Genomic DNA, 7,431 nt, shown 5'->3' with positions numbered 1-7,431 from the left:
GCGCGGCAGCGGGATCGTGCCGCCGCCGACGCCGAGCGCGGCGCGGCGCACGCGGCCGTGGCGGATGATTTCGCCCAGCACGAAGCGCGCCGTATTCGCCGCGACGGCGAAACAGATGCCCTGCGCACCAACGATCATCGCCGTGTTGATGCCGATGACCTCGCCATTGGACGAGACCAGCGGGCCGCCAGAATTGCCGGGGTTCAACGCTGCGTCGGTCTGGATCACGTCATCGATCAGCCGGCCGGATTTCGCCCGCAGCGAACGGCCGAGCGCCGAAACGATGCCGGCCGTCACCGTCGCGTCGAAGCCGAGCGGATTGCCGATCGCGATGGCGATCTCGCCGCGCTTCAGCGTCTTTGAATCGCCGAGGGCCGCGAAGGGCAGGGTGGTGTCGGCCTCGACGCGCACGAGCGCAAGATCGGTGTCCGGATCATCGCCCAATACGCGCGCCGACAGGTTGCGGCCGTCGAGCGTCGTGATCTCGGCCCGCTTGCCGCCTTGGACGACATGGCTGTTCGTCAGGATCAGCCCGTCGGGCGAGACGATGACTCCGGAGCCCGAGCCGCCATGCTTGCCGTCGCCGCGGCGAATGTCGATGCGCACGACCGCCGGGCCGACGCGTTCGACGACACCCGCGACGGTGCGCGAGTAAGCGTCGAGAAGCACGCCGTCGTCGCGTGCAGGTGCTGTCGCCGGGGCGGCTTCCGCCGGCGCGAGGCTCTCGTGGCTATCGTCCAAAAGAAATGTGGGATGGGAGTCGAACATCGCAGTCCTTTCGCTGGACATAGATGTAGGTACACCTTTGTCCGATAAAAGGCCTGGATCGACGCGGGGCCGGTGCAGCTCAAGCAGAGATGCGCCGGCAGCTCCGCGCAGTCACACCGTTTCAAAATCTCATTCGCATAGGCGTCACATAATCCCGGCATATGGCGCCGGCCCGGCACTGCACCCGTCGCACTGGGCATCGCCTCATCCAGCCTTTTTCAGCCCGCCTCTTTTCGAGAGGTTTTTGGGAGGAGCCATGTTTTTGCGTCTTTATGCCAAGGGACTTTACGCCAAGCGATCGCTTGCCGCGATCACCCTGCTCACGTCGGCATTGATCAGTTCGCAGACCGCCTTCGCCGGCGATGGCGATCTTGGTTTCGCCGGTTCGGGCGGCTTCGGTGGTTTTGCCTATTTCCTGCCCGGCAATCTGATCGTCAGCCGCGTCGTCTATGACAACAATCCGAAAAACGTTCAGGTCGGCCAGCCGCTGCCGCCGAATTGCACCGGGTCCAATTGCGTTGCCGCAACCGCCAACGGCGCCTATCCCTTCGTCTGGAACAATGCGCTGGCCGACGGGTCGTTCGGAATCACCGCGACCATCTTCCTCGATCAGGTGGATCTCGGTGGCCGTTTCATCAATTCGCTCGAAGTGCCGAATGGCCGGCAGCGGCAACACGGTTTCGGCCCGGCCGGCGATTCCATGGTCGGCAGCTTCTCGTCGAAATCGGAAGACGCGCTCAATCTGTCGACCGACGGCCGGTTCGTCACTTTGATGGGTTACCTTGCGCCCGTCGATGCGATCGATATTTCCAATTCGAACACGCCCGGCGTCGTCGATCCGACGAATCCCGTCCCGGCGCAAAACTTTCGCATCGTGGCGCAGGTCGATGCGCTCGGCCGCTTCCACTTCACCAAGACGAATGCCTATAGCGGCAACAACGGCCGCGCCGCGATCCTGAACGATAGCGGCCGCGTTCCGCTCATTTACACGGCGGGCAATGCCGGCAACGGCTCCAATCCGCAGCCGAACGGTGTCATCCTCGGCGCCGGCGCGCAGATTCTCGACGCGTCGAAAGAGCCGGAAGCGTCGCAAGCGCCGGGTCAACCGACGCCCGTCGGCAGCTTCAGCGTGACTCAACTCGGCCTGAAGGCCGATAAAGTCGGCAAGGACACCAATTTCCGCGGTTTGACCGTCTTCGACAACGTCGTCTATCTGACCAAGGGCAGCGGCGGCAACGGCGTCAACACCGTCTATTTCATCGACACTTCGGGCTTCGATGGCAATGGCAAGCCTCTAGCCTGCCCGAACGGCACGGGCGTTCCGCGCGCCGCTGCAGGTCTGCCGACGGCGCCGATCAGCTTCAACGCAGCGAATCTGCAAAGCCAGGGCGTGACGCCTTACAATATGTGCGTGCTGCAAGGCTTCCCGACCAATTCGGCGAAGAGCGCCACGCTTTTCCCCTTCGGGCTCTGGTTCGCCAATGCCAAGACGCTCTATGTCGCCGACGAGGGCAATGGCACGGCGACGTTCAGCGGCGGACGCTTCACGGCCGCGGCGGCGCAGACCCATGCGGGCCTGCAAAAGTGGGTCTTCAACGATGCAACCGGTAACTGGCAATTGGCCTATACTTTGACGGCCGGCCTCAATCTCGGCGTGCCTTACACGGTGCATGGCTATCCGACCGGCAACAACGCCGCGACCGGACTGCCGTGGTCGCCGGCGACCGACGGGCTGCGCAACATCACTGGCAAGGTCAATCCTGACGGAACGGCGACCATTTGGGCGATCACCTCGACGGTGAGCGGCAATGGCGACCAAGGCGCCGATCCGAACGAATTGGTTGCGATCACCGACACGCTTTCCGCGACAGCGCTGCCGGCGACCGAAAGCTTCAAGACGGTCCGCACAGCGGGGTTCGGCGAAGTGCTGCGGGGTGTCTCCTTCACGCCGCGCTTTCGTGAGCTTTCCGAGCGTTAAACGGGCTCGCTTGCGCCTGGGTCTCGCCGGCGCCCGGCGCGGGCTGCTCTGACGAACGAGGCGGCGGACGTTCCGCCGCCTTGATTTTATCCGCCCGCCGCGCAGACTCGTATGCTGATTCGAGACGACCGCAAGCATGTTGACCATCACGCCGCCCGAAGGCATCAGCGAAGGCGATTACGAGGCGATCGAGGCCGCGGTGGTCGAGACCGTGCGCGGGCGCTGGTTTCTTGCCGAATATGCCCGCCGCAGCCGCGTCGACGAGGTCCGCCAGATGCTCGATGGCCTCGCCCGGCTCGAGCAGACCGTGCGCGACCAGCATCTGCCGGCCGACCCGTCGATCCGGCTGTTGGTGCAGCGTCTCAAGGATGTGTCGCAGACGCTTGAAGGTCTCGCGGCGAATATGCGCGGCGACGGGATCGACGAGCATTATTGCCGCGATATCGAAGCGCAGGCGCGCGCCGTCGGGGGGCTTTTGCGCAGTGCGCCGCAAGTGAGCCCGCCGAATGTCAAAGCCGAGTTGGCAAGAGAGGCCCCCAGGGTCGAGCCGAAACCCGCGCCGCTGCCGCCGCCTTCGGTTCGTGCCCCAGACCCGCTACCGCCTGTCTGGCCTGCGCCGGACGTTGCGATGGCACCGCGCGCCGAACCGGGCGCGCTGAAACGGCTCGACCGGCTCTCGACAGCCGAGAAGGTCGCGCTCTTTTCTTAAACGCTTTTTTCAGCGGGAACTTTGCTGCCGTCCCGGGGTTTCCGGGGCAGCCGTTCGTCGGCCTTGGAGGGGAGGGAGCGATGCAGCTCGTGCTTGGAATCATCATCGGGATCCTGCTGACCATCGGCACCGCCTTCGTGCTTGATTCCGGCCGCTCGCCCGTCTGCCCTGCCGGCGGGATCGGCTGCCCCATCGTCAATTGGGACGAAGCCGACACCCGCTTCCACCATGCCAAAGAGGGGGTCGAATCCGCCTGGCATCGGCTTGTCCACAGCTAGCGCGCGTTCGATATTTCAAACGGAATCGTTTAGTATCCGGGATCGTTGAAGGTCCCGGAGCGAGATGTGGGTATCGAAGGTCGCGACAAGGCCAAGGCGTTGGAGGCGGGCGCACTCGCCGTTTCCGGCCAGCTCGGCAAGACGGTGCAGCGGCTGCGCAAGGCCTATAATCTTTCGCTTTCCGAACTGTCCGAACAGTCCGGCGTGGCAAAGTCGATCATTAGCCAGATCGAGCGCAACGAGACCAATCCGACGTTGGCGACGATCTGGCGTCTGGCGCAAGCACTCGACATGTCGATCGAGGGCATGCTGCAAGTCAGCGAGGACGAGCCCTTTCTCGAAAAATCGACCCGCGGCGATACGCCGATCCTCGTTTCCGACGACGGCAAATGCCGGCTCGAGATTTTCGGCTGGATCAAGACGGTCGAATGGCTGCAATGGTACGGCTTTCATGCGGAGCCCGGCGGGGCGCTCGCGTCCGATCCGCACCAGCGCGGTTCGGTCGAATGCCTGTCGGTAACGGACGGCGAACTCGAAGTCGAAGTCGGCGGTGTCGTCGAACGCGCCAAGGCCGGCGAGACGTTGCGCTATCGCTGCGACCGGCCGCACGTGATCCGCAATCGCGGCGAGCGACCCGCCGCGGCGGTGATGGTCTGCATCCTCAAAGCCGCAGCGATGGAATAGCATGGCCCCGAAAAGTTGCAGACTTTTCGGGTAAGGCCATGCGTCGAAGCCAATCATGGCCCCGAAAAGTTGCAGACATTTCGGTTAAGGCCATGCGTCGAATAACGCACAGCGTCATCCCGCCTTGGCACGCGAATGGCGCAGCAGGCCGCCGCAATGCGGGCAGACGGATTCATCGTCGGCGAGATGTTTGGGCGTGCGGCGCAGCCTCAACTGATTGAGATAGCCCGCTGTAATAAGGCCGGAAAACAGCGCCAGGGTGCCGATGCCGACGATCGAGACGATGCCGCCGAGGACGCGGCCAGGAAATGTGACCGGCACCATGTCGCCGTAGCCGACGGTCGTGACCGTCTCGATCGCCCACCACATCGCGGCGGGGATCGATGAAAAGACATTGGGTTGCACCTCGCCTTCGATCATGTACATCAGCGCGCCGCTGACCGTCAGCGTCAGGAAGAGGACGAAGATCAGTGCCGCGATGGCGCGCGATTCTTCGCGCAGCACGGCCCATAGCAGGCCGAAGACCGTCGAATGCCGCGTCAGCTTGATCATTCGCAGCAGACGCAGCAGGCGCAAGACGCGCAGATCCGCCGCGCCGAAAAAACCGAGCACGGCCGGCAGGACGGCGATCAGATCGACGAGCGGGAAAAAGCCGCGCATATAACGCAGGCGCCCCCACAGCGGATTGCGAAACCGGCCGCTGCGGTAATCGACGGACGTCCAGACGCGCAGAATATATTCGGCCGCGAAGATCGCCGTCGCGACGCGCTCGATGCCGACGAAGGCGAGGGGATAGCGGACGCGCAATCCGTCGACGGATTCGAGAATGACCGCGGCCACATTGACGATGATCAAAACGGCCAGCGCGGCATTGAAGAGGCGGACGGCGAGTGTGCGCGGCGCGTCGTCGTCGAACAGGTCCGCGAGGCGATGGCGCAATGGGATCTTGCTGCCCTGCAGCACGCGCTTTCTCCAAAGGCGGCGAATCGCTAGCCAGCCCTCATGAAGCAATTTTGACGCCGGCTGTCATCCCCATAACGCCGGCGTCGGCGGATAGACGCGCGCGCCGTCATAGTGCAATCCGTCCGGCCGGTCCTGCGCAAGGAGCAGCGGGCCGTCGAGATCGACATAATCGGCGCGGCCAGCAAGCAGGAGGGCAGGGGCCATGGCCAGCGAGCTCGCCACCATACAGCCGATCATGCACTGAAAGCCGAGCCGTTCGGCGTCCGCCGCCAGCGCCAACGCCTCGGTCAGGCCGCCGGCCTTGTCGAGCTTGATGTTGATCGCCTCATAGCATCCGCGCAAAGCGGCAAGATCGCCGCGGTCATGCAGGCTTTCGTCGGCGCAGAGCGGAACCGGATGGGCGATCTCTGCCAAGATCGTGTCAGCACCGGCCGGCAGCGGCTGTTCGATCAGCGCGACGCCCTGCGCCGCACAAGCGGCGAAATGGCCGGCGAGATGAGCCGGCGACCAGGCTTCGTTGGCATCGACGATGAGTTGGGCGTGGGGCGCCGCGGCGCGGACGGCGGCCAGCCGTTCCGCATCGCCGTCGCCGCCCAATTTGAGTTTGAGCAAGGGCCTTGCTGCCGCTTTCGCGGCGGCCGCCATAGCTTCGGGGGTATCGAGCGACAAAGTATAGGCGGTCGTCACCGGCGCCGGCGGCGCGAGGCCCGCCTGTCGAAAGACCGGGACGCCGCTCGCCTTGGCTTCAAGGTCCCAGAGCGCGCAGTCGAGCGCATTGCGGGCGGCGCCGGGCGGCAGGATCGTCTGCAAATCCTCACGGCCGAGTCCGGCTTCGATCGTCTGCCGCAGGCTTTCGATCTGCGCCACGACGCTTTCGAGGCTTTCACCATAGCGCGCATAGGGCACGCATTCGCCGCGGCCGCGGAAGCCGCCTTCGACAAGCGTTGCGACGACGACAACGGCTTCGGTCTTGGCGCCGCGGGAAATGACGAAACGGCCGGCGATCGGGAAGCGTTCGACGGCGATGTGCAGCTGGCGCGGCAATCGCGTCAATCGGCTCCGGCCGCCGCCGCGGCGGCATGATGGCGATGGCGTGCCACGCGTGGCGCGCCAGCATTGGCCTCGGAATCGAAGCCGATTTTGATCACATAATCCTGGTCGGAATAGCGGCCGGTGACCGGCACGCTGAGCGGGTCGGTGACGAGCGTAAACGGTCCTTCCGTCTGGCCCTCGGCGACGCTGGCCGGCACCTGATAGAGCTTGCTGAGCGTTGCCGACCCGTCGGCGCGGCTGACAACGGCGATGCGAATCGGCGCGGCATAGGTGCCAGGCGCGCCGGCGGGGCCGAGCAAGATCCGGCCTTCGATGCCGACCTTCATCTGATATTGCTTGTCGACGACTTGGCAATCGCGGGCGAAATTGACGATCGAGAATTGGTAACGCACGTTGGCGTTCGACCGGTCGTCGCCCGGGCCGTAAACGCGATCATCGGCGGTGCCATCCTGTACGCCGATCTCGGGGCACTTGACGGGAGCAAAGGGCTGCGGCTGCGCCGGAATGGGCTTGAACTGCACCAGCGCCCAAAGGTTGCTCATTTTCGTCTGGCCGCTGTCGTCCGTATCGAAACTGCCGGCGGTCCTGCTGCAGCCGACGAGGGTGGCGAGCGCACCGACAAGAAGGATCGCGCGGCCTTGCGACGGCGCGCGCCGCGCCCTGACCACAGCCTTCTCCCGAACGTGCTTGCGCATTCCCCCGCTCCAATCCCTCACGCCACGCCTCTTGTGCGTTTACGGAATAAACCTTTCGGAAAAGTCTGCAACTTTCCGATTCGGCCGGCAGCATCCGCGGCACCGCCGTTACGGCAATGCATCAAATCCCTCGCCGAAACCGTTCAGCGCCAGCGGAATGCCAATGCCTTCTTCCGGGGTCTGGAAGATGATGAAGGTGGCATTATGACCGTTGCGCAACTCGCCGATCAGTTTGTCGTCCATCACGACCTCGGCGACGCAGCCGGTCGGCAGGCAGCGCACGAAGCCGGCGCGGCCGACGTC

Annotated in this window: 9 protein-coding genes; 4 read left to right on the top strand and 5 right to left on the bottom strand. The window is 64.5% G+C overall.

From position 1 onward, the window contains the following. The coding region (locus Q0025_RS14505) for a trypsin-like peptidase domain-containing protein (protein ID WP_297300344.1) at positions 1 to 768 on the bottom strand (768 nt) is incomplete at its 3' end. Positions 769 to 1,024: 256 nt separating this feature from the next. On the opposite strand from Q0025_RS14505, the gene Q0025_RS14500 reads away from it, so the two are divergent. The 4 genes from Q0025_RS14500 to Q0025_RS14485 all read left to right on the top strand — a co-directional run bounded on the left by Q0025_RS14500 (position 1,025) and on the right by Q0025_RS14485 (position 4,417). Further along, positions 1,025 to 2,746: a hypothetical protein gene (locus tag Q0025_RS14500; protein WP_297300342.1), complete on the top strand. Its 1,722-nt coding sequence runs from the start codon at positions 1,025 to 1,027 to the stop codon at positions 2,744 to 2,746. Between the two features lie 136 nt (positions 2,747 to 2,882). Beyond that, positions 2,883 to 3,455 carry a hypothetical protein gene (locus Q0025_RS14495; protein ID WP_297300340.1) on the top strand — a complete coding sequence of 191 codons (573 nt, stop codon included), beginning with the start codon at positions 2,883 to 2,885 and terminating at the stop codon, positions 3,453 to 3,455. Positions 3,456 to 3,535: 80 nt separating this feature from the next. After that, a complete protein-coding gene (locus tag Q0025_RS14490; protein ID WP_297300339.1) occupies positions 3,536 to 3,733 on the top strand; it encodes a hypothetical protein in 198 nt (65 codons plus the stop codon). 66 nt (positions 3,734 to 3,799) lie between these two features. Then, positions 3,800 to 4,417, top strand: coding sequence for an XRE family transcriptional regulator (locus tag Q0025_RS14485; RefSeq protein WP_297300337.1), 618 nt, complete (start codon positions 3,800 to 3,802; stop codon positions 4,415 to 4,417). A 114-nt stretch (positions 4,418 to 4,531) separates the two neighbouring features. On the opposite strand, the gene Q0025_RS14480 is transcribed toward Q0025_RS14485, so the two are convergent. The 4 genes from Q0025_RS14480 to Q0025_RS14465 form a co-directional block, all read right to left on the bottom strand. Further along, positions 4,532 to 5,380, bottom strand: a complete 849-nt coding sequence (locus tag Q0025_RS14480) for an ion transporter (RefSeq protein WP_297300335.1) — start codon at positions 5,378 to 5,380, stop codon at positions 4,532 to 4,534. 63 nt (positions 5,381 to 5,443) lie between these two features. Beyond that, positions 5,444 to 6,424: an N-acetyl-D-Glu racemase DgcA gene (dgcA, locus tag Q0025_RS14475; RefSeq protein WP_297300346.1), complete on the bottom strand. Its 981-nt coding sequence runs from the start codon at positions 6,422 to 6,424 to the stop codon at positions 5,444 to 5,446. A gap of 5 nt (positions 6,425 to 6,429) precedes the next feature. After that, entirely contained in the window at positions 6,430 to 7,128 is a 699-nt protein-coding gene (locus Q0025_RS14470; RefSeq protein WP_297300333.1) for a hypothetical protein, read from the bottom strand. A gap of 108 nt (positions 7,129 to 7,236) precedes the next feature. Continuing rightward, positions 7,237 to 7,431, bottom strand: a 195-nt coding sequence (locus tag Q0025_RS14465; protein WP_297300331.1) for an invasion associated locus B family protein, incomplete at its 5' end; no start/stop codon positions are given.

This window comes from uncultured Methylovirgula sp. (genome assembly GCF_947646745.1).
In the GTDB taxonomy this organism is placed as follows: domain Bacteria; phylum Pseudomonadota; class Alphaproteobacteria; order Rhizobiales; family Beijerinckiaceae; genus Methylovirgula.
Note: the sequence above shows the minus strand (reverse complement) of the source record. Positions and strands in the feature narration are given on the sequence as shown.